We start from the raw sequence: 25,276 nt of genomic DNA on the forward strand, positions 1-25,276 counted from the left end.
AAAAGACCCCCACCAACCAGCAAAACTGGTCGACAGAGAAAAAAATTGGCATTTGACAAGTGCACGCTGTTGAGTTCTCAAAGATCGGACGCACCCACGCTCCGGCTTCACAACCATCACCGCAGGGCAACTTCACTATCTTATCCCATCGAAGCTGTCCGTCAGACCGACCGGAGCGCTTCGAGCGGGAAACCCATCGTCCAGCACGCGGAGCGTCTTGGAGGTGATGGGGCGGTTCGTTACTTGAGGGGAGCCAGACCCTGAGGCCTTCCGCTCTACCCTTTGGGGCGAACAAGAAGACTCTACCCCGCGATTGCGCTTTCGTCCAAATCGACGTCCCAGACGGCTGCTCGGCCCCCGCGGAGACCCCGCGGAGACCCCGCCGGACGCCCGATCGCGTCGCGATGGAACCTGCCCCAAACGCAGATCAGCCCCGCACGAAGCGGGGCTGATCCGGTGAAGATGGCGGTGACGGTGGGATTTGAACCCACGGTAGGGGGTTACCCTACACAACTTTTCGAGAGTTGCACCTTCGGCCGCTCGGACACGTCACCGCCGACAAGCTTACGACACGTCGGCGGATGCTGCGAATCGAGCCCTCTCCCGCGGTCTCAGCCGAGTTCGATCGCCCCGCGGATCACGTCCACCACACGCTCCGGCTCGTCGATCCCGACGGCGAACACGTACGTCGCCGTGAAGCCGATGCCTGCGAGCGACTCCGCGATCCCCGCCAGGTCCGCAGGCGTCGACTCGGGCGTGATCGCCACCATCGCGGTCTTCTCGATGTCGTCGTAGTCACGTCCGACGTCGTCGCAATGGCCGCGGAGCACATCGAGCTTGTGCGTCGGCAGCTCGCCGCGCACGCCGAGGTTGCATGCATCCGCGTATTGCGCCACCAGCCGGAGGGTCTTCTTCTCGCCGCCACCGCCGATCAGCAGATACGGATGCGGGCGCGTGATGCTCTGCGGGGAGTTCAGCGTCCGCTCGATCTGCCAGATCGCACCTTCGTAGGGCTCGTCCGAGTCCGACCACATCTGCAGGCAGATCTGCAGCGTCTCCTCGAGCTCACGGAACCTTCGGCCGACCGGCGGGAACGGGAAGCCGAGCCCCCGGCACTCCTCCTCGTTCCACGCCGCGCCGAGCCCGAGGCCGAAGCGACCGCCCGACAGCACGTCGAGCGTCGTCACCTGCTTCGCCAGCAGGGCGGGGTGCCGGTAGATCACCCCGGTGACGAGGGCATGGAGCATCGCCTTCTCTGTGTGGGCGGCGATGAACCCGAGCGTCGCGTACGCCTCGAGCATCTCGTGCTCCACCGGGCCGAGACCGGGCAGTTGCCAGAAATGATCCATGACCGTGATGCGACGGATGCCGGCGTCCTCGGCATTGCGCACATGCCGGGCGAGCGCCGGGCCGAGCTGCGCGGCGCCGCTGCGCCAGGTGAAGTCCGCGATGTGAAGCCCGAAGTCCATCGGCATCTCCTGTTTCCGTCGACCGGATCGGCTGCATCGTCAGGCTAATCGCCGCCAGGGCCCCGAGGGCCGTCGGCGCGAATCCCCTTCGACAGGTCAACCGCGCTTCCACAGGACCGATCCACCCGAATTCTCCTGCAGAGGCCCGGTTGACCTGTCGAATCGGATGGCGCCGCCCCGGTGTCGCCGGGCAGGTCTAGCGTGGGGATCGTGACCGACGAGCACCCGGGCGAGGCGTCGACAGCCGTCACGGGCCGCATGGCCACGACGCAGCGGTATGTGCTGTGGATCGCGGTGCTCGCGTCGTTCGTGGCCTTCCTCGACGGCACGATCGTGAACGTCGCCCTGCCGGCGATCAGCGAGGAGCTCGGCGGCGGCATCACGACGCAGCAGTGGGTCGTCGACGCGTACCTCATCACCCTCGGTGCGCTGATCCTCGTGGCGGGATCCGTGAGCGATGCATACGGGCGGGTGCTGGTGCTGCGCATCGGGCTCATCGGGTTCGGCATCGCCTCCCTCGCGATCGCCGCCGCCCCGACCGCGGAGTTCCTCATCGTCGCGCGGGGGTTCCAGGGCGCGGCCGGTGCGTTCCTCGTGCCGAGCTCGCTCGCGCTCATCACGTCGAACTTCAGCGGCTCGGCGCAGAGCCGCGCCATCGGCATCTGGACCGCCATGACCACGTCCGCCATGATCGTCGGCCCGCTGCTCGGCGGCATCCTGGTCGACTTCGCATCGTGGCGGTGGGCCTTCCTCATCAACGTCGTCCCGATCGGCGTCACCCTCGTGCTGCTGGCGCGCGGCGGCTTCCGCGATACGCGGCATCCGGGTGCCTCGATCGACTGGGTCGGCGCGACGCTGTGCACCCTCGGTCTCGGCGGCATGGTCTATGCCCTCATCGAGCAGCCCAACCAGGGCTGGGGGTCCCCCGCGATCTGGCTGCCGCTCGTCCTCGGCGCGGTGCTGTTCATCGCTTTCGTGCTGCGCCAGCGCACGGTGCGGCATCCGATCCTGCCGCTCGATCTCTTCCGGGTGCGTAACTTCTGGACGGGCAACGTCGCGACCACCTTCATCTACGGGGCACTGGCCCTCAACGGACTCGTCGTGGTCGTGTACCTGCAGGAGGGCGCGGGACTCCCCGCGACGCTGGCCGGGCTGGCCAGCCTGCCGATGACGATCCTGATGATCCTCTTCAGCTCGCGCGTCGGGGCGCTCAGCGGGCGGTGGGGTCCGCGATTCTTCATGACCGTCGGACCGATCACGATGGGGATCGGCGCTCTGCTCCTCCTCACCGTCGGCACGGACTTCTCCTACTGGTGGCAGGTGCTGCCGAGCATGATCGTGATGGGCGCGGGCCTCGCGCTCACGGTGGCTCCGCTCACGTCGGCGATCCTCGGGGCGATCGGCCCCGAGCGCTCGGGCATCGCCTCCGCCGTCAACAACGCAGTGGCTCGCGTCGCAGGGCTGATCGCCATCGCCCTGCTCGCCACCATCGTCGGCGGCGCGCTCGACCTCGACGGCTTCCACCGGTCGGCCATCGTCACGGCGGTGCTGATGATCGCCGGCGGGATCACGTCGTTCTTCGGGATCCGGAATCCGCAGCGCTCACCCGACGAGGCATAGACCCGGCGATCCACGCTGGCTTGCAGCTGGGCCCACGCGGCCAGAGGCTCCGCGCGACGCGTCAGCGGCGCGTGGAGGAGCCGTGGGGACCGCTCACTGCAAGACTGGCCGCATGGCCGTCATCGAGAACTCGAAAGTCACCATCGTCGGAGCCGGCAGCGTCGGCTCGAGCGCCGCGTATGCCGCGCTCATCCGCGGTTCCGCCCGCCACGTCGCCCTCTACGACATCGCCACGCAGAAGGTCGAGGCCGAAGTCCTCGACCTCGCGCACGGCACGCAGTTCACCGGGACGAGCGACATCATCGGCGGCAGTGACCTGTCGGTGGTCGAGGGCTCGCACGTCGTCGTGATCACGGCAGGCGCCAAGCAGAACCCGGGTCAGACCCGCATCGAGCTCGCCGGCGTGAACGCCGGGATCATGAAGAAGATGATGCCGCAGCTGCTGAGCGTCGCACCGGACGCCGTCTACGTCATCGTCACCAACCCCTGCGACGTGCTCACGGTCCTCGCTCAGGAGGAGACCGGCCTGCCGCCCGAGCGCATCTTCGCGTCGGGCACCGTGCTCGACACGTCGCGTCTGCGCTGGAAGCTCGCCGAGCGCGCGGGCGTCTCGACCTCGAGCGTGCACGCGTACATCGTGGGCGAGCACGGCGACACCGAGTTTCCGCTGTGGTCGAAGGCGACGATCGGCACGGTCCCGATCCTCGAGTGGGTCACGCCCGCCGGCGACCGCATGTCGGTCGAGGAGCTCGACCAGATTGCGATCGACGTGCGCGACGCCGCCTACAAGGTGATCCAGGGCAAGGGCGCGACGAACTACGCGATCGGCCTGTCGAGCGCGCGCATCATCGAGGCCATCCTCAACGACGAGCGTGCGGTCATGCCCGTCTCGCCGGTGCTGCGCGACTTCCACGGCGTCGACGGCGTGGCGCTCTCGGTGCCGTCGGTCGTGAGCGCGGCCGGCGCCGTGCCGATCCGCGAAACGCAGTTCGATCACCAGGAGCTCGAACTGTTCCACGCCTCCGCCGCGGCACTGAAGGAGGTCGCCGACTCCCTGCGCGGCTGAGCCCGGCTGACACCGGCGGTTCGGATGCTGCGGGCCGCACGCATCAGCGACGGCACCCGCGCGGGGCTCTCGGGCGATGTCGCGGGCTGGACGTAGGCTCATCGCATGCCCGCTGCCCGACGCCCGACGCAGACAGCCCCCTACCGGTGCACCGAGTGCGGCTGGACCACGCTCAAGTGGGTGGGGCGCTGCGGCGAGTGCCAGCAGTGGGGCACCGTGGTCGAGGCCGCCGAGCAGACCGGCATCCTCCGCTCGGTGACTCCGGTCTCCCCCGGCGCCGGGCGCGCGGCGCAGCCGATCACGCGCATCGACACGTCCGACGCGCCGCGGCGAACCACCGGCGTCGGCGAGTTCGACCGCGTCCTCGGGGGCGGTCTCGTGCCGGGCGCCGCGATCCTGCTCTCGGGCGAACCGGGCGTCGGCAAGTCCACCCTGCTGCTCGAGGTCGCCGCGCAGTCGGCCCAGGCGGGGCGGCGCGTTCTCTATGCGAGCGCCGAGGAGTCCACCGCCCAGGTTCGGCTGCGGGCCGAGCGCACCGGCGCCCTCCACGACGAGCTGTACCTGGCGAGCGAGACCGACCTCGCGACGATCCTCGGGCACGTCGACGAGGTCAAGCCCGACCTGCTGATCGTCGACTCGGTGCAGACCGTGTCGTCCGCGATGTCGGAGGGCATGGCGGGGCATCCGTCGCAGGTGCGCGAGGTCGCCGCGACGCTCATCCGGGTCGCGAAGGATCGCGGACTGCCGACGATCATCGTCGGCCACGTCACGAAGGACGGCTCGATCGCAGGTCCTCGCATCCTCGAGCACCTGGTCGACGTGGTGTGCCAGTTCGAAGGCGATCGGCAGACGTCGCTCCGGTTCGTGCGCGCGCTCAAGAACCGCTTCGGGCCGACCGACGAAGTCGGATGCTTCGACATGACCGGCGCCGGCATCGCCGAGGTGCCCGACCCCAGTGCGCTGTTCCTCGGTCACGGCAGCACCGAGCCCGGCACGTGCGTGTCGATCGCGCTCGAGGGTCGCCGGGCGCTGCCCGTCGAGGTGCAGGCGCTCACGATCGACAGCAAGTCGGGCAACCCGCGGCGCATCGTGAACGGCGTCGATGCGGCGCGCGTCGCGACGGTGCTCGCGGTGCTCGAGAAGCGGATGAAGATCAAGACCTCCGACCAGGACGTCTACGTCTCGACCGTCGGCGGTGTGAGGTTCGCCGAACCCGCAGCGGATCTGGCCATCGCACTCGCGGTCGCGAGCGCGGTCGAGGGCTGGACGATCCCCCGGCACATCGCCGTCGTCGGCGAGCTGAGCCTGGCGGGCGAGGTGCGGCCCGTCACCCAGGCCGCGCAGCGGCGCAGCGAAGGCGCGCGTCTCGGCTATCGCGACGTCATCGACCACCGGTCGGGATCCCTCGGAGGCGCCGTCAGCGACGTGAGGGTGCGCTCGAAGGGCCGACCCGGCGAGGACATCCCCGAGTTCTGAGCCGCGGGCGACGCGCTCAGCGACCGGGAGGCCGCCGGCGTCGCCCAGGATCGGCGAGCCCCAGCACGATGGGGATCACCAGTCCGGCCGCGCAGACGATTCCGACGAGCAGGTACTCCACCCGGTGAGTCTGCCCCGCGGCGTCGCGCCCCCGCGGACTTTCGCGCGGAGTGTCCGACTTCCGCGATCAGGCGTCGAGCGCGGCGATGAGGTCGGTGGGCGAGGCCTGCAGCGGGTGCGGACCGGCGATGTCGAAGAAGACCGTGGTGATCTCGTCCTCGTGCGCGCCGAGGAAGGCGCGCAGCCACGTCGGCGACTGCAGCGCAACGCCCGGAGGCAGTGTCTCGGGCTTGTGGGCGGCGTCGCTGAACAGCAGCAGCGCGATGTCGCCGGTCTTCGCGTCGCGGTAGGTCCACACCTCGCCGACATCGAGCGGGTTGTCACGGTGACCGGGCCGCATCAGCGGCACGACGGTGGGGCCGTGACGCAGCGCGAAGGCGACCGCTGCCATGTCTTGCGTCTGGAGCGCGTCGCCGAGCTGAGGATTGCGGAAGTCCGCCGCTCCGGCCTTCTTCACGCGCTTCTTGCCTGCCACCCGTCCAGCGTAATCGCCCCGAAGTCACGGTGACGCGGCGGGCCGTCAGGCGAGGAAGCCGCGCAACAGGGCCTCGGAACCGGCGAGGTGTTCGAGGATGGCCGCTTCCGCAGCATCCGGTCGCCCCGCGAGGATCGCGGTCACGACGCGCTCGTGCTGCACGTTGGAGTGCTCGATGTTGCGTGGCAGCAGCGGGAAGGTGTCGAGCCACTCGTTCACGCGCGCCCGGTTCTCGGCGGCGAGCGCGACGAGCGACGGGATGGCGGCGAGCTCGGCGATCGTCAGGTGGAGCAGGGTGTCGAGCCGGCGATAGTCGGCTTCGGATGCCTCGGCCACGACCTCGTAGCGAGCCCACAGCTCGTCGCGGGCCGCGGCGTCGAGCGTGCGCCCGGCAGCGGCGCGGGCCGCGCCCGCCTCGAGCACGCGGCGAAGCCCCAGGACGTCCTCGAGCTCGGCGGCCGTGACGTCGCGCGGGTGCGGCGGCTGCGGCAGCGGGTCGGCGACGAACGTGCCGCCGTAGCGGCCCCGCCGGCGCACGAGGTAGCCGGTGTCGGCGAGCTCACGGATCGCCTCGCGCACCGTGTCGCGGCTCACGGCGTAGAGCACGGCGAGCTCACGCTCGGACGGGAGCGACTCCCCCGGCGCGACCACCCCCAGCCGGATCGTCTGCACCAGGCGCGCGACGGTGTCTTCGAGCGCGTTGCCCTCGCGCACCGGCCGGTAGACGGCCCTGCGCACCTCCTGCAGTGGGGCATCGGTCATGGCGAGACCTTACAGCGGGGTGACATACGCGTTCGTGATGCCGCCGTCGACGACGAACGTGCTCGCGGTGATGAACGACGCGTCGTCCGACGCCAGGAAGGCGACCGCGGCCGCGAGCTCCTCGGGCTCGGCGAAGCGACCCATCGGCACGTGCACGAGCCGGCGCTGCGCGCGCTCGGGGTCCTTCGCGAAGAGCTCCTGCAGCAGCGGGGTGTTCACCGGACCCGGGCACAGTGCGTTCACGCGCACGCCTTGCCGCGCGAACTGCACGCCGAGTTCGCGGGTCATCGCGAGCACGCCGCCCTTGGACGCGGTGTACGAGATCTGCGACGTCGCCGAACCGAGCAGCGCCACGAACGAGGCGGTGTTGATGATCGATCCCTTGCCCGCCGGCACCATGTGCCGCAGCGCCGCTCGCGAGCACAGGTACACGCTTTTGAGGTTGACGTCCTGCACGCGGTCCCACGCCGGCAGCTCGGTCGTCTCGATCGAGTCGTCGTCGGCGGGTGAGATGCCGGCGTTGTTGAAGGCGATGTCGAGGCGCCCGAGGTCGCCCGCGACCGAGTCGAAGAGCATGTTGACGGATGCCTCGTCCGCGACGTCCACGAGCCGGAACAGGCCGTCCACCTCCGCGGCGGCACGTTCGCCCGTCGCGGGGTCGAGGTCGGCGATCACGACGCGTGCGCCCTCGGCGGCGAACCGCCGTGCGGTCGCGAGGCCGATGCCGGATGCCCCGCCCGTGATGACGGCCACCCGGTCCTTGAGCCGCTGGGTCAGATCCATGCTTTTCCCTTCAGTCCGTCGCGAAGAAGACGTTCTTGGTCTCGGTGAAGTGCTCGGCGGCGTCGGGGCCCAGCTCGCGGCCGAGGCCCGAAGCCTTCATGCCGCCGAACGGGGTCCAGTACCGGACCGAGGAGTGCGAGTTGACCGAGAGCACGCCGCTCTTCACACCCCGTGAGACGCGCACGGCACGGCCGAGGTTCTCGGTCCAGATCGAGCCGGCGAGACCGTAGACCGTGTCGTTCGCGAGACGGATGGCATCGGCCTCGTCGTCGAACGGGAGCACCGCGACGACGGGTCCGAAGACCTCCTCACGTGCGATGCGGTCGGCGGGGCCGGCCAGCACCACGGTGGGCGCGAACCAGAAGCCGTCGCCGGACGGCGCCGACCCGCGGAACGCGACGTCCGCACCGTCGAGGAATCCCTCAACGGCGGAGCGATGCGAAGCCGAGATCAGCGGCCCCATCTCCGTCGCCTCGTCCGCGGGGTCGCCGACCCGCCAGGCCTGCACCGCGGGCTCGAGGAGCGCGAGGAACCTGTCGTACACCGACCGCTCGACCAGGATGCGGCTGCGGGCGCAGCAGTCCTGCCCGGCGTTGTCGAACACTGCCCCCGGCGCCGACGCCGCGGCCTTCTCGAGGTCGGCGTCGGCGAACACGATGTTGGCGCTCTTGCCGCCGAGCTCGAGGGTGACGGGCTTGAGCTCGCGCGCGCAGCCCGCCGCGACATCCGTCCCCACCGATGTCGAGCCGGTGAAGACGACCTTGCGCACCTCCGGGTGCGAGACGAATCGCTGCCCGACGACCGAGCCCGACCCGGTGACGACCTCGAACAGCCCCTCGGGCAGTCCGGCGAGAAGGGCGAGCTCCCCCAGCCGGATCGCCGTGAGCGGAGTCAGCTCGGCGGGCTTCAGCACGACGGCGTTGCCCGCGGCGAGCGCCGGAGCGAACCCCCATGACGCGATCGTCATCGGGAAGTTCCACGGCACGATGATGCCCACGACCCCGTACGGCTCGTGGAACGTCACGTCGAGCCCACCCGAGACCGGGATCTGCTGCCCCGACAGCCGCTCGGGCGCCCCGGCGTAGAAGTTCAGCACCTGTGCGACGTGCGACGCCTCCCAGCGGGCCGACCCGATGGGGTGACCGGAGTTCAGCACCTCCAGCTGCGCGAGCTCCTCGATGTGCGCCTCGACCACGCGCGCGAACGACCGCAGCGCGTCGGCGCGCGCGACGGGCGGCAGCGATGCCCACGAACGCTGCGCGACGACGGCGCGCGAGATCGCAGCATCCGTCTCGTCCACGCTCGCACGCGCGACCTCACGGATCGGCAGCGCGGTCGCCGGGTTGATGACGGTGAACACGCTCATGCGCTCGGCACTCCTCGCGATGCATAGACGGATGCCTCGGCCACGAGCCCCGCGAACAGCCGGCGGTCCTCCTGGTTCTGCTCGGGGTGCCACTGCACACCGAGCACGTAGCCCTCGCCGTCCGACTCGAACGCCTGCACGAGCCCGTCCGTGTGGGCGGTCGCGACAAGTCCGTCGCCGAGGCGGTCGACGCCCTGGTGGTGGTAGCTGTGCACCTCGAGTGCACCGGGTCCGACGAGCTCCGCCAGGCGCGACCCCTCGTCGACGATGACGTCGTTCGTCGCGAAGACGCCCCCGCCGACTCGGAACCGCTCGGTGCCGAGCGCCTCGGGCAGATGCTGATGCAGCGTACCGCCGCGCGCCACGTTCACGAGCTGCAGGCCGCGGCAGATCGCGAGGACCGGCAGGCGTCGCTCCTCCGCGCCGCGGAAGAGGGCGAGCTCCCACGCATCGCGATCGGGCCGGGCCTCGTCGGTGCGCGGATGCCGGTCGGCGCCGTACAGCTCCGGCTGCACGTCGAGCCCGCCGGTGAGGATCAGGCCGTCGAGTCCGTCGAGCACCGCGTCCGCCGCGATCTCGGGGTCCGGTTGCGGCGGCAGCAGCACGGCCACGCCGCCCGACGCCGTCACCGAGTCGAAGTAGACCTGCGGGAGGAACGCCGCGCGGACGTCCCATACGCCCTGCTTCGCCTGCTCGAGGTAGGTCGTCAGACCGATCACAGGCTTCTTAGAGCCGCTCGAAGCCACGGACCCTCTCCCAATCGGTCACGGCGGCGTCGTAGGTCTCGACCTCGATGCGCGCCTGGTTCAGGTAGTGCTCGACCATGTCGTCGCCGAACGCCGCCCGGGCGACGGCCGACTCGTCGAAGAGCAGCGCCGCTTCGCGCAGCGTGGTCGGCAGGTGCTCGACGCCGGCCGTGTAGGCATTGCCCTCCAGCCGGTCGGGCAACGGCAGCTCGTGCTCGATGCCGTGCAGGCCGCCCGCGATGATGGCGGCGATGCCGAGATACGGATTGACGTCGCCGCCCGGCACCCGGTTCTCGACGCGCAGCGACGAGCCGTGGCCGACCACGCGCAGCGCGCACGTGCGGTTGTCGACGCCCCACGCGACGCCGGTCGGGGCGAACGAGCCCTTCGCGAAGCGCTTGTACGAGTTGATGTTGGGCGCGTAGAGAAGCGTGAACTCTCGGAGGGTCGCCAGGACGCCGGCGATCCAGTGCTCCATGAGCGGGCTGAAGCCATGCGCGCCGTCGCCGGCCATGACGGGGTCCCCCGTCGCCGAGCGCACCGACAGGTGGATGTGGCAGCTGTTGCCCTCCCGCTCGTTGAATTTGGCCATGAACGTGAGCGATTTGCCGTGATGTCCCGCGATCGCCTTCGCGCCGTTCTTGTAGATCGCGTGCTGGTCCGCCGTCTGCTGCACCTCGGCGAACCGGAACGCGATCTCCTGCTGACCCAGGTTGCACTCGCCCTTGACGCCCTCGGTGTAGAAGCCGGCCCCGTCCATCGACAGCCGGATGTCGCGCAGGAGAGGTTCGAGGCGGCCCGAGGCGAGCAGGTCGTAGTCGACGTTGTAGTCGGTGGACGGTGTGAGATCGCGGTAGCCCTTGGCCCAGGCATCCCGATACGTGTCGTCGAAGACGATGAACTCGAGCTCCGTCCCGGAGAACGCCACGAGACCGCGGTCGGCGAGCCGCTCGCGCTGGCGGTTCAGGATTTCGCGCGGCGACTGCACCACCGGGTCGCCGTTCTCCCACGTGAGATCGGCCATGACCATCGCGGATCCGGGCAGCCACGGGACGCGTCGGAGGGTGGAGACGTCGGGCCGCAGCATCATGTCGCCGTAGCCGGTCTCCCAGCTCGACATCGCGTAGCCGTCGACGGTGTTCATGTCGACGTCCACCGACAGCAGGTAGTTGCACGCCTCCGCACCGTGCGGCAGCACCTCTTCCTGGAAGAGCCGCGCTGACACCCGCTTGCCGACCAGCCTGCCCTGGGCGTCGGCGAACGCGACGATGACGGTGTCGATGTCGCCCGCGGCGATCCCGGCGTCGAGATCGGAAACGCTGAGAGGGGCCTGGGCCGTCATGAGTCCTCCATTGGTGGGCCGCGCGTCCTTTTCACCCCGCCAAAGCCACCGTATCGGGCCTCGCGCGGGACGAAGTTGCTTCTAAAGGTAGACACGAAGTACCTTTCGCGCCATTCTCTTGCCAAGAGGCGATACATCCGTAGAATCGCGCGCGCTTTCCCGAGAGCGAGGAGCCCGTCATGTCAGATTCCCGATCCGTCGGCGGCGTCACCTACACGCAGGCCGGCAGCGAGTACTTCCAGAAACGCCAACTCACCCGGGCAGCCGGATTCTGGGGCCTGTGGGGCCTCGGTGTCGCGGCGGTCGTCTCGGGCGACTTCTCGGGCTGGAACTTCGGCCTCGGAGCCGCAGGCTGGGGCGGGCTGCTGGTCGCGACGCTGATCATCATCGTCATGTACTTCGGCATGCTCTTCTCGATCGGCGAGATGTCGGCGGCGCTCCCCCATACCGGCGGCGCGTACTCGTTCGCCCGATCGGCGATGGGCCCGTGGGGCGGCTTCATCACCGGCTTCGCCGAGACCATCGAGTACGTCTTCACCACGGGCGTGATCGTGCTCTTCTCCGCCGACTACCTGAACGGCATCTTCTCGATCCTCAGCGGCGGGGCGTTCGATCTGAAGGCGGCGGGACTCCAGTGGGTCTGGTGGATCGTCCTCTACGCGGTGTTCATCGGTCTCAACACGGCGGGGGCGGCGATCTCCTTCCGTTTCGCCGTCGTCGTGTCGATCCTGACCATCGGCATCCTCGTGCTCTTCGGCGTGCTCGCGTTCGCGAACGGCGCCGTCGACTTCTCCCGTGTGTGGGACATCGCGCCCGATGACTCCGTCGCCGGATCGTCGGAGTTCCTGCCCTTTGGCGGCATGGGCATCCTGTTCGCCCTCCCGTTCGCGATGTGGTTCTTCCTCGGGATCGAAGAGCTCCCCCTCGCGGCGGAAGAGGCGCACAACCCTCAGAAGGACATCCCCCGCGCGGGCATCTGGGGCCTCTTGACGCTCATCTTCACCGGCGCCATCGTGCTGTTCCTCAACCCGGCGGTCACCGGCTCGGCCGCGATCGCGGCGAGCGGCGAGCCGCTGCTCGACGGCTTCCGCGCGTTCCTGCCGCCCCAGCTGGCCGCGGTGCTCGCCCTGTTCGCCCTGATCGGCCTCCTCGCCTCGCTGCAGGGCATCATGTTCGCGTACGGACGCAACATGTACTCCCTGTCCCGCGCGGGCTACTATCCCAAGTTCCTGTCGCTCACCGGCAAGCGCCAGACGCCGTGGGTGGCTCTCCTCACGGGCGCGATCATCGGCTTCGTCGTACTGGTCGGCGTCGACCTCATCACGAAGGCCAACGAGGACATCGGCGCCGTCTCGAACGCGATCGTGCTCAACATCGCGGTGTGGGGCGCGGTCATCTCCTACCTGCTGCAGATGGTGTCGTACATCGTGCTCAAGGTGAAGCTGCCGAACGTCGCGCGCCCGTACCGCAGCCCGGTGGGCATCACGGGCGCCGCCATCGCCGGCGTCATCGCCCTCGCGACGTTCATCGGCCAGTTCATCAACCCCGGATACACCGCCGCGATCATCGCGATCGGGGTGCTCTACGTCATCGGCCTCGTCATCTTCGCCCTCGTCGGCCGCCACCGCCTCGTGCTCTCTCCGGAAGAGGAGTACGCGCTGTCAGGTGGCCAGCACCGCGACCCGCAGGCGGAGGGCTACGACGCGATGGAGAAGGAAGTCTTCGACAACAAGCCCTAGGTGTTCGGCCAAAACACCTTGTGCAGGGGAAGAGGAGCGGGGCGGCCTGGGGGACGCCCCGCTCCACTGCGTCACACGGACGATCTGGAAGACGGATGCTGCGGCCCGCGGCATCCGTTATCGGTCCGAGGTGCGCGTCAGTAGAGCAGGAACTGCTTCGGCTCGGTCGACGGGATGCCGCCGATCTCGACCGACAGGTGGTACGAGGCGCCCCCGCCGGGAGCCATCGGGCGGTTGCCGTCGGCGCAGGTGCCGACCGCGGAGCGCGTGCGATCCCACGAGAGGGCCGTCGCGCTCGACACCGTCTGCCCGGCGGCGATCAGCACGATCATGTCGCTGGGCTCGCTTTGGCAGTCGGTCGAGCGCCACCAGATGTCGTCGCCGCTCGTGACCGTGAACGACTGGGCGCTCGTGCCGACATTCATCGTGCAGTCGGGCCCGTTGTTGGTGAGCGTGATGGTGAACTGCGGCTGCTGGTCGCCCGCATAGGTGTCGGCGCTGGTGACCGGCTCGACCGTGATCTCGCTCGCAACACAGGGCTGCGCGGTGGGAGTGGCGCCGGGCGTGGGGGTCTGCCCTTCGACGACCGCGCCCTCGACGGCCCCGGTGTCTGTTCCCCCGGTCGTCGCCTGCGACGACGGCACCGGCAGAGACTCGGCCGTGTTCTTCGCCGGGGGCTTCTCGTCGGACGAGGTCGTCGCCGCCCCCGCCCACGGCTGCGCGATGAGCAGCCAGACCACGGCCGCGATGACCAGCAGCCCGACGATCAGCACGAGCCGCCGGCGACGGTAGACCGCCTTGGAAGGGCGACGTCGGGGGCTGGTGCCGGTCATGCTCAACAGGCTAACCGCGGGCGTCGCCATCTCCCGTCGGCGCGCCCCGGATGCCGCGACCCGGCGGTCGCGGCAGCGTCAGAGACGCTTGATCATGCGGGTGTTGCCGAGGGTGTTCGGCTTCACGTGCGCGAGGTCGAGGAACTCCGCGACGCCCTCGTCAGGAGAACGGATGAGCTGCGAGTAGACGTCGGGGTCGACGACCTGTTCGCCGATCTGCTCGAACCCGCGACGCGTGAAGAAGTCGACCTCGAACGTCAGGCAGAACAGGCGCGAGAGGCCGAGCGTGCGGGCGTTCGTCTCGAGGCGCTCGACGATCGCGCGGCCGACGCCGTGGTGCAGCCAGCCGTCGGCGACGATGAGAGTGCGGACCTCGCCGAGGTCCTCCCACATCACGTGCAGCGCGCCGCAGCCGATCAGGTCGCCGTTCGCATCCTCGGCGACGAGGAACTGCTGTGTCGCCTCGTAGAGCACCACGAGGTCCTTGCCGAGGAGGATCCGCCGCTGCACGAACGGCTCGAGGAGCGCCTGGATGCGGCGGACGTCGCTCGTGCGTGCGGGTCTGACCGTGAACTCTGCCACCCGTCCAGCGTAAGACCCTCCGCTCGCCGACGAACGCACCCATGAACGACGAAGAGCGGATGCCGCAGCATCCGCTCTTCGTTTCGATCAGGGGTTACGCGTTCGCAGCGAGATCCGGCGTCGCGGTGATCTCGCCGTTGTGGACGATGCCGACCGCGACCTTGTCGCCGCGCGGGCCGTGCTCGAACACGAACTCGCCGTTCTGCGCGTCGACCTTCACGTGGTCGCCCGCGTCGAGCTCGCCGTGCAGGATCTTCTCCGACAGGCGGTCCTCGACCTCACGCTGCATGGCGCGACGCAGCGGGCGGGCGCCGAGCGCGGGGTCGAAGCCGATGTCGATCAGCTTGTCCTTCGCGGCATCCGTCAGCTCGATCGTCATGTCGCGGTCGAGCAGTCGCTCGCCGAGGCGCTTCGTGAACAGACCCACGATCTGGCGCAGCTCGTCCTTGTCGAGCTGCGGGAAGACGATGATGTCGTCGACGCGGTTCAGGAACTCGGGCTTGAAGTTGCGCTTCAGCTCCTCGTTGACCTTGCCCTTCATCCGCTCGTAGGTCGTGCCGCTGTTGCCCTCGACCTGGAAGCCCACCGGGCCACCGGCGATCGCCGACGAACCGAGGTTCGTCGTCATGATGATCACCGTGTTCTTGAAGTCGATCACGCGGCCCTGACCGTCGGTCAGGCGACCCTCTTCGAGGATCTGCAGGAGCGAGTTGAAGATGTCGGGGTGGGCCTTCTCGATCTCGTCGAAGAGCACGACCGAGAACGGCTTGCGGCGCACCTTCTCGGTGAGCTGGCCGCCCTCTTCGAACCCGACGAACCCGGGAGGGGCGCCGAACAGACGCGAGACGGTGTGCTTCTCACCGAACTCCGACATGTCGAGCGAGATGAGCGCGTGCTCGTCGTCGAAGAGGAACTCGGCGAGCGCCTTGGCGAGCTCGGTCTTTCCGACGCCGGTGGGGCCGGCGAAGATGAACGAGCCCGACGGGCGCTTGGGGTCCTTGAGGCCCGCGCGCTGGCGGCGGATCGTCTTCGAGAGGGCGGCGATCGCCTCCTCCTGGCCGATGACGCGCTGGTGCAGCGCCTTCTCCATGAAGACGAGTCGGCTCGACTCCTCCTCGGTGAGCTTGAACACCGGGATGCCGGTCGCCTGGGCGAGCACCTCGGCGATCAGGCCCTCGTCGACGACCGCGTGAGACGCGACGTCACCCGAGCGCCACTGCTTCTCGAGGCGCAGACGCTCGGCGAGGAGGGACTTCTCCTCGTCGCGCAGCGATGCGGCCTTCTCGAAGTCCTGGTCCTCGGAGGCGCGCTCCTTGTCTTCACGGACCTTGGCGATCTTCTCGTCGAACTCGCGCAGCTCCGGCGGGCTCGACAGGATCGACAGACGCAGGCGGGCGCCGGCCTCGTCGATCAGGTCGATGGCCTTGTCGGGGAGGAACCGGTCCGAGATGTAGCGGTCGGCGAGGTTCGCCGCCGCGACGATCGCGCCGTCGGTGATCTGCACCTTGTGGTGCGCCTCGTAACGGTCGCGCAGCCCCTTCAGGATGTTGATCGCGTGGGGCAGGCTCGGCTCGGCGACCTGGATCGGCTGGAAGCGGCGCTCGAGCGCAGCATCCTTCTCGAAGTGCTTGCGGTACTCGTCGAGCGTGGTGGCACCGATCGTCTGGAGCTCGCCACGCGCGAGGAGCGGCTTCAGGATCGACGCGGCGTCGATCGCGCCCTCGGCGGCACCCGCACCCACGAGGGTGTGGATCTCGTCGATGAAGACGATGATGTCGCCACGCGTGCGGATCTCCTTCGTGACCTTCTTCAGGCGCTCCTCGAAGTCACCGCGGTAGCGGGAACCGGCGATCAGCGAACCGAGGTCGAGCGAGTAGAGCTGCTTGTCCTTGAGCGTCTCGGGCACGTCGCCCTTGACGATCGCCTGAGCGAGCCCTTCGACGACAGCGGTCTTGCCGACACCCGGCTCGCCGATCAGCACGGGGTTGTTCTTGGAGCGGCGCGACAGGATCTGCATCACGCGCTCGATCTCCTTTTCGCGCCCGATGACCGGGTCCAGCTTGTTGTCGCGCGCGGCCTGCGTGAGGTTGCGACCGAACTGGTCGAGCACCTGCGAGCCGCCCTGCGTGGTGCCCTGGGTCTGCTCGCCGGCGCCGCTCGCGACACCCGCGGGCTCCTTGCCCTGGTAACCCGACAGCAGCTGGATGACCTGCTGGCGCACCTTGTTGAGGTCTGCGCCGAGCTTGACGAGCACCTGGGCGGCGACGCCCTCGCCCTCACGGATGAGGCCGAGAAGGATGTGCTCGGTGCCGATGTAGTTGTGGCCGAGCTGCAGCGCCTCGCGGAGGCTGAGCTCGAGCACCTTCTTGGCGCGGGGTGTGAAGGGGATGTGGCCGGTCGGCTGCTGCTGCCCCTGGCCGATGATGTCCTGCACCTGCTCGCGCACGGCGTCGAGCGAGATGCCCAGGCTTTCGAGGGCCTTGGCGGCGACCCCTTCGCCCTCGTGGATGAGACCGAGCAGGATGTGCTCGGTGCCGATGTAGTTGTGGTTCAGCATCTTCGCCTCTTCCTGGGCGAGGACGACCACACGACGGGCACGGTCGGTGAATCTCTCGAACATCGTTCACTCCTCCAGGGCGGTGCGGGTCTGCTGAGCCCACCTCGCCTTACATCGAGGGTAGCCAGCGGGTCGGGAGCGCACGGCCGTGTTCGCCGTGGGCATAGCGAGCGGGGGCGGGCCTTGACCTGACACGGATGCCTTGCGGCGCAGCATCCGTCGGGTTTATCGTTTTTCGATAACAACGTTTATCGATATGCAACGAGGAGTCGAACATGATCGACAGCACGGTCGACACGCTTCCCGATCGCGCGGACCGCATCACGATGCGGGTCATCGGCGGACTGGCTGCCGCCATGGCCGTCGTGCTCGCCGCGGGTCAGGCGACCATCGTGGCGACCTTCGCGTGGGCCGACGCGGTGACCCTGTCGCTGCTCGCCGACCACTCGTTGCCCGTCGAGGGCGGTGAGGGCGTGAGCGAGGCCGCCGTCGAGACCGTCGCGCTCACCACCGACGCGCTCGCGGCGGGAACGCGTGCACTCTTCGCGGGCGGTGCCGCGCTGCTCGGCATCACGGCGGCGATCGTCGGGTTCGCACTGGCGCTGCTGATGTTCGCGACGGCCTCGGGCCGGCCGTTCCGCCCCGCGCTCTACCGGTTCAGCCTCGTGGCGGGACTGGTGCTCATCCTCGGGCCGCTGCTGGCGACGGCGCTCACGGGGTTCGCCTCGATGCAGGCGGCCTTCGAGCTGAACGCTGCCGTGAACGGCATCCTGGTCCCCGGGTTCGCCCTGTCGTCGTGGGGCCTCACGATCCCCGTCGTCGGCCTCGGTGTGATCGCCCTGGCGTATCTTCTGCGCCGGATGGAAGGCCTCCAGCGCGAGACAGCAGGTCTCGTATGACCCCCGCCGACGACGATGGCCCGTCCGGGGTCCACTGCCGGCTCGACGAGCTCCTCGAGGACCGTGGCATGACTCTCACGCGGCTCTCCGAGCTGGTGGGGGTGTCGGTGGTGAACCTCTCGATCCTGAAGAACGACCGCGCCCGCGCGATCCGCTACTCGACCCTCTCAGCGATCTGCCGGGCGCTCGATTGCGAGATCGGCGACCTGCTGGTGCGGGCGGATTGAGGATTCTGGCCGCCCACCGCCGCAGCATCCGTCCCCGCTCCGCAGTCACGTTTGGTCAGCTCCCGGTGGGGCGACCCGCCCGAAGCGACTGCGGAGCGGTGGTGGCGGAGGTCGCCGTCAGCGACGGTAACGGATTGCCGACCGCACGCGGCGGACGAGGCCCGCCCGACCGTCGAACACGTCGTTCCTCGTGACTCGGATCACGAACCAGCCGGCGCTGGCCAGCACCTCGTAGCGAGCGATGTCCTTCGCCCATTGCCCGGGATCGCGCAGATGATGCTCCCCCTCGTACTCGATGGCGATCCTCAGCTCGGGGTATGCGAGGTCGACGACTCCGATGAGTCCCCCGACGGAATCGAAAACCGCATGATTCAGCAGCGGCTCCGGCAGACCCGCGTCGACGATGATCAGCCTGCAGCGCGTCTCCATGCGCGACGCCGAACGGGTGCGCACATGGGGCAATGCCTCCCTCAACGCCCTGATGCCCACCCTGCGGCCAGACCGCACCGCCGATTCGAGCTCGGAGAGAGTGCCGAGCGGCTGCGCGTCCCCCGAGAACATCTGCTCGCGGACGACCCCGTCGGCGAGCGCCACGAGGTCATACTCGTCGCGCACGACCGCCGCCAGCATCACCCACGTGAATGCGGGACTCGTCAGCAGAACGCCGTGGGTTGCGTGATCGACGACCGCGACGCTTCGCTGCTTGACCTGGTGGCCGAGAACTCCGTCGTGCCGCGGATGCCGCAGCGGAGCCCGCACCGCGACGTCGAGCATCCGGGGACGTCCGAACGCATCGGTCAGGATGCGAGACGGGAGTGGCAGCTCCCACAACACCGCAGCGGTCACGTGCGAGAAGAACTGATTCGCGGGCATCACCCGCGCATAGAGGAGGGCACGTGCGCGAATGGCTGCGGTCGCCGCCTCCGCCTTGGACCGCGTTCCCGGCGACGCGGGGCCTGCGTCGCACACCACGCGGAGCCCGCGGAACGGCGTGTCGAGATCGAGAGCCCGTAGCCTCGACCTCGGGACACCGGCGCTCCTCGCCTCCGCGATCGTGAAGACCCTCCCGAGACCGTCCGGCAACGGCATTCTGCGCATGCCGCCCGATCCTGACCGCGCGGTCGCTCGCGGTGGCGCTCGGTTCAGCCTTCTGTGGACGACGGCACCGTTCGCCGCTCCTGGGGAGGAACCCCGCCTGCCGCTCCGCAGTCAGAAAGGGCCGGTCCGGAGCCTCGGAACGCACCAAAAGTGACTGCGGAACTAAAGGTGCCGGGCGCCGGCGTACTCGGCCCCGCCCACGGCGTTCCGCAGTCGGAAAGGGCGGGACCCGAGGCTCGGAACGCGCCAAAAGTGACCGCGGAGCAATGAGGCGAGCGGGCGCGAGGGGGCGGGCGAGGCGGCAGCAGGCGGGGAGGGCTGACTGAGGGATGGACGGATGCCGCGGCATCCGTCCATCCGCGGGTCAGTTGGGGTAGATCGGGATGCGGATGTTGTCGAACTCGCCGCCGGTGAGGATGGCGAAGGTCTCGGCGTCCTCGTCCTCGAGGCCGTTGACCGCCGTCACGACGCCGCGCGGGGCCATGTCCATGGTGCAGACCTGGTCGGCCGGCGGGGTCACGAAGGTCACGGTGACCTCGGTCGCGCTGGTCGGCTCGGTGTTCTCGATCGTGGGAGCGCACGAGGACGAGCCCCACGACAGGATCACGAACTGGCCGTCGACGTCGGTCCAGCCCGCACTCGGCAGGTAGTCGGTCTCGCCGCCCGCCTTCAGGCCTTCGACGCCGTCGAGGTCGGTGTCGCCGTGCCAGCCGTCGCCGGTCACCTCGATCTCGACGCCCTTCGCGGGGTCGACCCCGTCGGGAACGCCCACCAACGTCACGCGCGGCACGAGGTCGGCGGTGCACGCCTTGTCGCCCTCGGCGTCGACCAGCGTAACCTTCATCACGCCGTCTTCGAACGTCGCCTCCTCGGCGACCGGGATGCACGTCGAGCTGCCCTGGGTGACGATGCCGACCATGCGGCCGCCGTCGAGCCAGGCCGCGCCGACCTCCTGCTCGTTGCTGTCGTCGCTCTTGCCGGTCGCGGCCGGCGAGGGGGTGGTGCCGCCGCTGCCGGCGGGCGTCGCGCAGGCGGTCAGGAGTCCTGCGGTGAGCAGCGCCAGGCCGAGCCCGGCGAGCAATGAACGGGAGCGAACGGGCATGCGAGGCCTCCTGGAGTTCCGCGGACGCCATCCCCCGCGGCATCCGTCACCCATATCGTGTCGCAAAACGCCCCGGAATCTCAGCAGTCCGGTCACGTCAAGGTCACGATCCGCCGGGAGAACGCCTTACTGCAACGCCGAAGTCAGACGTGCGAGATTGTCGAGCACTGTCGAGCGCAGCGGCTGCTTCTCCCACTCCTCGAGCGTGAGCTCCCGCGAGAGCGAGCGGTACTTGTCTTCCACGATGCGCATCTGGCGCACGAACTCCTCGCCGCGCACCAGCATCGAGATCTCCATGTTGAGACCGAACGAGCGCATGTCCATGTTGCTCGAGCCGACGATGGCGACCTCGTCATCGATGGTGAGGCTCTTCGTGTGCAGGATGAACGGCTTCTTGTACATCCAGATCTTCACGCCCGCGCGCAGCAGCGCCTCGTAGTAGCTGCGCTGCGCATGGTAGACGATCGCCTGGTCGCCCTCCTCCGACACGAACAGCTCGACGTGGATGCCGCGCTGACACGCTGTCGTGATCGCCAGGAGCATCGCCTCGTCGGGCACGAAGTAGGGGCTCACCACGATGATCTTGCGCTGCGCCGCGTAGAGCAGACCGGCGAAGAGCTTGAGATTGTTCTGGAATTCGAAGCCCGGCCCGGAGGGGATGATCTGGCAGTCGAGATCGCCCGGCCCGCTGGTCACGTCGAACAGGTCGATCTGCTCGGTGAGCACTTCGTCGGTCTCGCTGTACCAGTCGCTCAAGAAGACCGCATTGACGGATGCCACGACCGGGCCTTCGATCCGCGCCATGAGGTCGACCCAGTGCAGGCCGCGCTTGATGTTCTTGCGCAGATTGTACGTCGAGGCTGTGACGTTCTGCGAGCCGGTGAACGCGACGCGTCCGTCGACGACGAGGAGCTTGCGGTGGTTGCGCAGGTCGGGCCGCTGGTACTTGCCGCGCAGCGGCTGCACCGGGAGCATGAGGTGCCACTGCGCGCCCATCCCGGTCAGGCGCTTGAGCGTGCGCTTGTAGAACGGCTTGCCGCGGTTCGCCCAGTGATCGAGCAGCACACGCACGGTCACCCCGCGCGCCGCCACCTCTTCGAGCGCGCGGAAGAAGTTGTCGGTCGCGGCATCCGCCTGGAGGATGTAGAACTCGACGTGCACGAACCGCTCGGCTTCGCGGATGGCGTCCGCCATCGCGTCGAGGCTCTCCTGGTAGTCGGGGATCAGGTGTGCGGCGTTGTCGCCCGCCAGGGGCATCGCTCCGAGATTGCGGTTGAGCGTCACGAGCGACGTGAACCAGCTCGGCGCGTGCGGGCGCAGCGTTCCGAAGTCCAGCGACGCGCTGGTGTCGTGGATGTAGTCGTTGATGCGCTCCTGCTTGCGACGGCGCTTGCGCGGAAGCCGCGGGTTCCCGATCAGCAGGAACAGGAAGACGCCGATGATCGGGATGAAGTAGATCGCCAGCAGCCACGCCATCGCCGCGGTCGGTCGGCGGTTGCGCGGAACCACGATGATCGCCGTGACGCGGATGACGATGTCGACGATGAAGACGAGCACCACCCACCACGTCGCGTCGAACGTGACGGTGATCATCGAGCGGAGCCTCTCCCCGGCGTCGGGCGGACCGACTCGATCGGGCACGCCGATCGAGCGGTGTGCCCCACACTATCGGGGGCGGCGGACGCGGCCCGCATCCGGGCGAGGTCGGCGGGTGCCGCGCGTGATCGGCCCGCGGCGTCGCCGCCGGCGCCGATCAGGCGTCGGTGGAGGCGGTGCCGGGCGCCACCGGCGGCAGCCCGCGCTTGGCGCGCTCTTCGGCCTCGATCTTCGCGTAGACACGACGCTCGGTGCGGTCGGCGCGGACGATGCTGCGCAGCACGAAGAAGAAGATCAGCGACACGAGGACGGTCGGCAGGAGCGTCCAGAGCGCCGCGACCCAGTAATCCATGTCTTCAAGGATACGCGGTGCGGGTATCGCCTCCTCCCCAGTGGCCTGGATGGTCGTCTGGTACGTGAAGTGTCCACAGGAGCGTCGAGGCTCCTCCCCCATTCCCGCCGCGGTGGGGATTTCGCGAGAACTCCACATCGGCCGAGACCGGCCCCGGGTATGCGCGACGATATCGCCAGAGTCGCCTTCATGACCCCCACCATCGTGAAAGCCGCGGATGCCGCGCAGTTCCTCTCCTTCGTCCCCCGCATGCTCGGCTACCACCCGACGCAGAGCCTCGTGGTGATCCCGTTCCACGGGGCCCGCAGCCTGGGCGCGATGCGCTTCGACCTCCCCGACGGCGACGAGGATGCCGTCGGCAGGATCGCCGCGACCGTCACGGGCATGGTGTGCCGGCTCCCCGAGGCCGATGCCGTCGCCGCGATCGCGTACACCGGAGCACGGTTCCAGGACGAAGGACGGATGCCGCATCGCGACCTCCTCGCCGCGCTCGAGCGCCGCGCGGATGCGTGCGGCCTGCGGGTCACCGATCTGCTGTGCGTCGGCGCCGACGGGTGGGGCTCGTTCCTCGACGCGGAGTGTCCCGCCACGGGGAGATCGCTCGGCGACCTGGAGTGGATCGGCTCCGGAGACATCCCGGAGCCGGACGGCGATCAGTCGACGGGCGCCGACCTGCCGGAGTGCTCGCCCGAGGAGCGGGAGCGGGTCGCGAAGGCGATGACGGCGCTCGACACGGCGGTGGCGGTGCTGTGCGGACCACAGGCGGACGGCGGGACTGCGGCGCGCACCGCGCGATCTGCCCGCACCGCGTGCGACGACGCGGTGACGGGCTCCGCCCGCGGAACGGAGGGCGCGACGAGCGCGGCGCTGCCGAGCGCGCGGGTGAGCGACCTCGGCCCCGTTCCGGCGCCGGTGTCGGGTGCGGCGGAGGCTGCGGCATCCGTTACCGACGAGGCAGCGCGGGTCGACCCGCAGGCGCTCGCGGCGGTCTGCCGGTTCGACGATCTGCCCGGGTTCTTCGAGGACGCCCTCGCACGGCCGCGCGATGCGGCGGACGCGTACGACGTCGCCGCCCTCGTGTGGTGCCTCGCGCGCCCGTCGCTGCGGGATGTCGCGCTCGTGCAGTGGAGCGGCAACCTGGCACAGGGCGACGAGGCGTTCGATGCGCAGCTGCGGTGGGAGTCGGGAGAGGAGTATCCGGCGCATCTCGCGATGCGCATGTGGGGAGAGGGCGACCGGCCGCAGGTGCCGCGGCTCGAGACCGCTCTGCAGCTGTCGCGTCGGGCCGCCGCCGTCGCGCCGCGGGACGCGCAGCCGGGTCCGCTCGCGATGTGCGCATGGCTGTCGTGGGCTCTCGGTCGCTCGACCCATGCGGCGGCATACGCGGACCGCGCGTGCGAGATCGAGCCCGAGCACGGGCTGTCGCAGATCGTGCTGTCGTTCGTGAACGCCGGGCACCTGCCGGACTGGGCGTTCCAGAGGGCGAGCGCCCGGTGATCCGCGCGCGGGAGGATCCCGCCGGCGGACTACTTGACGAGCGGGAAGAGGATCGTCTCGCGGATGCCGAGCCCGGTCACCGCCATGAGCAGCCGGTCGATGCCCATGCCCATGCCACCGGTCGGGGGCATGCCGTGCTCGAGCGCGCGCAGGAACTCCTCGTCGATCCGCATCGCCTCGAGGTCGCCCTTCGCGGCGAGCTTGGCCTGTTCGACGAAGCGCTCCCGCTGGATGACCGGGTCGATGAGCTCGGAGTAGCCGGTCGCGAGCTCGAAGCCGCGCACGTAGAGGTCCCACTTCTCCACGACGCCGGCGATCGAGCGGTGCTCGCGCACGAGCGGGCTCGTGTCGATCGGGAAGTCCATGACGAAGGTGGGGCGCACGAGGCCCGGCTTCACGAAGTGCTCCCACAGCTCTTCGACGAGCTTGCCGTGGATCGCGTGCGGCGGCAGGTCGACGCCCTCGGCCTCGGCGAGCGCGACCAGGTCCTCGAACGGCGTCTCGGGCGTGATCGAGCGGCCCGCCGCCTCCGACAGCGACTCGTACATCGACAGGCGGTCCCACTGTCCGCCCAGGTCGTACTCGGTGCCGTCTGCCCAGATCACCGTGGTCGAGCCCGAGATCGCGACGGCCGCGTTCTGGATCAGCTCCTGCGTGAGGTCGGCGATGCCGTTGTAGTCGCTGTACGCCTGGTACGCCTCGAGCATCGCGAACTCGGGGCTGTGGGTCGAGTCGGCGCCCTCGTTGCGGAAGTTGCGGTTGATCTCGAAGACGCGGTCGATGCCGCCGACCACGGCGCGCTTGAGGAACAGCTCGGGCGCGATGCGGAGGTACAGGTCGGTGTCGAACGCGTTGGAGTGCGTGATGAACGGGCGTGCCGACGCTCCACCGTGCTGCACCTGCAGCATCGGGGTCTCGACTTCGATGAAGTCGTGCGACGCGAACGTCTGTCGCAGGCTGGCGTTGACCTTCGCGCGTGCGAGGACCGTGTCGCGCGCGCGGTCGCGCACGATGAGGTCGAGGAAGCGGCTGCGGACGCGACTCTCTTCGCTGAGCTCGGAGTGCAGGTTCGGCAGCGGGAGCACGGCCTTCGACGCGATGCGCCACTGCGACACCATGATCGACAGCTCGCCGCGGCGGCTCGAGATGACCTCACCCGAGACGAAGACGTGGTCTCCGAGGTCGATGAGCTCCTTCCAGGCCTGCAGCGACTCGTCGCCGACGGCCGCGAGCGACACCATGGCCTGGATGCGGCTGCCGTCACCCGCCTGCAGCGAGGCGAAGCAGAGCTTTCCGGTGTTGCGGCTGAAGACGATGCGTCCGGCGACCGCGGCGGTCACGCCGGTCTCGGCGCCCGCCTCGAGGTCGGCGAACCGATCGCGCAGGGCCGGGATGGTGTCGGTGATCGGCAGGCTGACCGGGTAGGCCCCACCCGCGGCATCCGCACGCTCCGCGATCAGACGCTCGCGCTTGGCCAGCCGCACGGCCTTCTGCTCGAAGACTTCTTCTTCGGTCGGCTCGTCGGGCGCGGTCGCGTCGGTCACGGGGTGGGCTCCTCGGTGGGGTGTT

At 69.3% G+C, this 25,276-nt stretch carries 22 protein-coding genes and 1 tRNA gene; 7 read left to right on the forward strand and 16 right to left on the reverse strand.

All coding sequences use genetic code 11. The annotated features are described in order from the left end of the window. Window positions 1-463 precede the first annotated feature (463 nt). Together ACFC1K_RS00005 and ACFC1K_RS00010 are read right to left on the reverse strand one after the other, a co-directional pair. A tRNA-Ser gene (locus ACFC1K_RS00005) sits at window positions 464-554 on the reverse strand. A gap of 57 nt (window positions 555-611) precedes the next feature. Then, a complete protein-coding gene (locus tag ACFC1K_RS00010; RefSeq protein ID WP_375869903.1) occupies window positions 612-1,469 on the reverse strand; it encodes an LLM class F420-dependent oxidoreductase in 858 nt (285 codons plus the stop codon). 258 nt (window positions 1,470-1,727) lie between these two features. Between ACFC1K_RS00010 and ACFC1K_RS00015 the strand changes: the two genes are divergently transcribed. The 3 genes from ACFC1K_RS00015 (at window position 1,728) to radA (ending at window position 5,631) form a co-directional block, all read left to right on the forward strand. Then, on the forward strand, window positions 1,728-3,089 hold the full coding sequence (locus ACFC1K_RS00015; RefSeq protein WP_375871135.1) for an MFS transporter: 1,362 nt from the start codon (window positions 1,728-1,730) through the stop codon (window positions 3,087-3,089). A 112-nt stretch (window positions 3,090-3,201) separates the two neighbouring features. Further along, window positions 3,202-4,155, forward strand: a complete 954-nt coding sequence (locus tag ACFC1K_RS00020; protein ID WP_310292893.1) for an L-lactate dehydrogenase — start codon at window positions 3,202-3,204, stop codon at window positions 4,153-4,155. A 105-nt stretch (window positions 4,156-4,260) separates the two neighbouring features. After that, complete coding sequence (gene radA, locus ACFC1K_RS00025) at window positions 4,261-5,631, forward strand: DNA repair protein RadA (RefSeq protein WP_375869904.1); 1,371 nt, start codon at window positions 4,261-4,263, stop codon at window positions 5,629-5,631. Window positions 5,632-5,818: 187 nt separating this feature from the next. Here the strand turns inward: radA and ACFC1K_RS00030 are convergent, their stop codons facing one another. The 6 genes from ACFC1K_RS00030 to ACFC1K_RS00055 are packed head-to-tail and all read right to left on the reverse strand — an operon-like array spanning window position 5,819 to window position 11,225. Then, window positions 5,819-6,226: a dehydrogenase gene (locus ACFC1K_RS00030; protein WP_310292891.1), complete on the reverse strand. Its 408-nt coding sequence runs from the start codon at window positions 6,224-6,226 to the stop codon at window positions 5,819-5,821. 45 nt (window positions 6,227-6,271) lie between these two features. After that, window positions 6,272-6,988: a FadR/GntR family transcriptional regulator gene (locus ACFC1K_RS00035; protein WP_375869905.1), complete on the reverse strand. Its 717-nt coding sequence runs from the start codon at window positions 6,986-6,988 to the stop codon at window positions 6,272-6,274. 9 nt (window positions 6,989-6,997) lie between these two features. After that, window positions 6,998-7,771 carry a 3-oxoacyl-ACP reductase gene (locus ACFC1K_RS00040; RefSeq protein WP_310292887.1) on the reverse strand — a complete coding sequence of 258 codons (774 nt, stop codon included), beginning with the start codon at window positions 7,769-7,771 and terminating at the stop codon, window positions 6,998-7,000. Between the two features lie 10 nt (window positions 7,772-7,781). After that, window positions 7,782-9,137, reverse strand: a complete 1,356-nt coding sequence (locus ACFC1K_RS00045; RefSeq protein ID WP_375869906.1) for an aldehyde dehydrogenase family protein — start codon at window positions 9,135-9,137, stop codon at window positions 7,782-7,784. Beyond that, the gene (locus ACFC1K_RS00050; RefSeq protein ID WP_375869907.1) at window positions 9,134-9,856 is read right to left on the reverse strand and encodes a gamma-glutamyl-gamma-aminobutyrate hydrolase family protein; all 723 of its coding nucleotides are present in this window, start codon (window positions 9,854-9,856) and stop codon (window positions 9,134-9,136) included. Before ACFC1K_RS00050 ends, ACFC1K_RS00045 begins: the two co-directional genes overlap by 4 nt. Before the next feature lie 7 nt (window positions 9,857-9,863). Next, window positions 9,864-11,225, reverse strand: coding sequence for a glutamine synthetase family protein (locus ACFC1K_RS00055; protein WP_375869908.1), 1,362 nt, complete (start codon window positions 11,223-11,225; stop codon window positions 9,864-9,866). Window positions 11,226-11,404: 179 nt separating this feature from the next. Here ACFC1K_RS00055 and ACFC1K_RS00060 point away from each other — a divergent pair, with 179 nt between their 5' ends. Further along, the gene (locus tag ACFC1K_RS00060; protein ID WP_375869909.1) at window positions 11,405-12,964 is read left to right on the forward strand and encodes an amino acid permease; all 1,560 of its coding nucleotides are present in this window, start codon (window positions 11,405-11,407) and stop codon (window positions 12,962-12,964) included. 137 nt (window positions 12,965-13,101) lie between these two features. On the opposite strand, the gene ACFC1K_RS00065 is transcribed toward ACFC1K_RS00060, so the two are convergent. The 3 genes from ACFC1K_RS00065 to ACFC1K_RS00075 form a co-directional block, all read right to left on the reverse strand. Then, window positions 13,102-13,797, reverse strand: a complete 696-nt coding sequence (locus ACFC1K_RS00065; RefSeq protein WP_375869910.1) for a hypothetical protein — start codon at window positions 13,795-13,797, stop codon at window positions 13,102-13,104. A gap of 78 nt (window positions 13,798-13,875) precedes the next feature. Beyond that, a complete protein-coding gene (locus tag ACFC1K_RS00070; RefSeq protein WP_375869911.1) occupies window positions 13,876-14,379 on the reverse strand; it encodes an amino-acid N-acetyltransferase in 504 nt (167 codons plus the stop codon). A gap of 94 nt (window positions 14,380-14,473) precedes the next feature. Further along, complete coding sequence (locus tag ACFC1K_RS00075) at window positions 14,474-16,999, reverse strand: ATP-dependent Clp protease ATP-binding subunit (protein WP_310292875.1); 2,526 nt, start codon at window positions 16,997-16,999, stop codon at window positions 14,474-14,476. Window positions 17,000-17,211: 212 nt separating this feature from the next. Here ACFC1K_RS00075 and ACFC1K_RS00080 point away from each other — a divergent pair, with 212 nt between their 5' ends. Together ACFC1K_RS00080 and ACFC1K_RS00085 are read left to right on the forward strand one after the other, a co-directional pair. Next, window positions 17,212-17,835: a hypothetical protein gene (locus tag ACFC1K_RS00080; RefSeq protein ID WP_375869912.1), complete on the forward strand. Its 624-nt coding sequence runs from the start codon at window positions 17,212-17,214 to the stop codon at window positions 17,833-17,835. Next, a complete protein-coding gene (locus ACFC1K_RS00085) occupies window positions 17,832-18,062 on the forward strand; it encodes a helix-turn-helix domain-containing protein (RefSeq protein WP_375869913.1) in 231 nt (76 codons plus the stop codon). The genes ACFC1K_RS00080 and ACFC1K_RS00085 overlap by 4 nt, the downstream gene beginning before the upstream one ends. 117 nt (window positions 18,063-18,179) lie before the next feature. On the opposite strand, the gene ACFC1K_RS00090 is transcribed toward ACFC1K_RS00085, so the two are convergent. The 4 genes from ACFC1K_RS00090 to ACFC1K_RS00105 form a co-directional block, all read right to left on the reverse strand. Beyond that, window positions 18,180-18,935 carry an endonuclease domain-containing protein gene (locus tag ACFC1K_RS00090; RefSeq protein ID WP_375869914.1) on the reverse strand — a complete coding sequence of 252 codons (756 nt, stop codon included), beginning with the start codon at window positions 18,933-18,935 and terminating at the stop codon, window positions 18,180-18,182. A 589-nt stretch (window positions 18,936-19,524) separates the two neighbouring features. Next, window positions 19,525-20,262 (reverse strand): hypothetical protein, encoded by a 738-nt coding sequence (locus ACFC1K_RS00095; protein WP_375869915.1) that lies wholly within the window; start codon window positions 20,260-20,262, stop codon window positions 19,525-19,527. Between the two features lie 126 nt (window positions 20,263-20,388). Then, entirely contained in the window at window positions 20,389-21,855 is a 1,467-nt protein-coding gene (gene cls / locus ACFC1K_RS00100; RefSeq protein ID WP_310292864.1) for a cardiolipin synthase, read from the reverse strand. 160 nt (window positions 21,856-22,015) lie between these two features. Next, a complete protein-coding gene (locus ACFC1K_RS00105; protein ID WP_056372494.1) occupies window positions 22,016-22,210 on the reverse strand; it encodes a hypothetical protein in 195 nt (64 codons plus the stop codon). Between the two features lie 189 nt (window positions 22,211-22,399). On the opposite strand from ACFC1K_RS00105, the gene ACFC1K_RS00110 reads away from it, so the two are divergent. Continuing rightward, window positions 22,400-23,707 (forward strand): DUF4192 family protein, encoded by a 1,308-nt coding sequence (locus ACFC1K_RS00110; protein WP_375869916.1) that lies wholly within the window; start codon window positions 22,400-22,402, stop codon window positions 23,705-23,707. 29 nt (window positions 23,708-23,736) lie between these two features. Here the strand turns inward: ACFC1K_RS00110 and lysS are convergent, their stop codons facing one another. After that, window positions 23,737-25,251: a lysine--tRNA ligase gene (gene lysS, locus ACFC1K_RS00115; RefSeq protein WP_375869917.1), complete on the reverse strand. Its 1,515-nt coding sequence runs from the start codon at window positions 25,249-25,251 to the stop codon at window positions 23,737-23,739. Between the last annotated feature and the right edge of the window lie 25 nt (window positions 25,252-25,276).

Origin of the sequence: Microbacterium sp. NPDC056057, from assembly GCF_042266945.1 — a bacterium.
Classification (GTDB): Bacteria; Actinomycetota; Actinomycetes; order Actinomycetales; family Microbacteriaceae; genus Microbacterium; species Microbacterium trichothecenolyticum_C.